We start from the raw sequence: 230 nt of genomic DNA on the forward strand, positions 1-230 counted from the left end.
GAATGGAAGGCCAGCAGGGCGAAGAGTACGACCAGGCGCTGTCACGTCTGGCGGAGCTGGAAGATAACGGCTGGAAAGTGCGGTTATGTCTGATGGATACACAGCGTGCCCTCAACTTCCTGGTGCGCAAAGCGCGTCTGCGGGGCAACCAGCTGGAGCAGGCGCGTGAAATCCTGCGCGATATTGAATCGCTGTTGCCTCATAACGAATAGGTGTTCCAGAAGGTCAAT

General features: G+C 56.5%; 1 pseudogene. It reads left to right on the forward strand.

What is annotated here, in order from left to right:
* Nucleotides 1–209: pseudogene (locus KVT28_RS27430) on the forward strand (magnesium transporter CorA); the annotation flags it as partial.
* Between the last annotated feature and the right edge of the window lie 21 nt (nucleotides 210–230).

The sequence above is a fragment of the Pantoea sp. GbtcB22 genome, assembly GCF_019091025.1.
Taxonomy (GTDB): Bacteria; Pseudomonadota; Gammaproteobacteria; order Enterobacterales; family Enterobacteriaceae; genus Pantoea; species Pantoea leporis.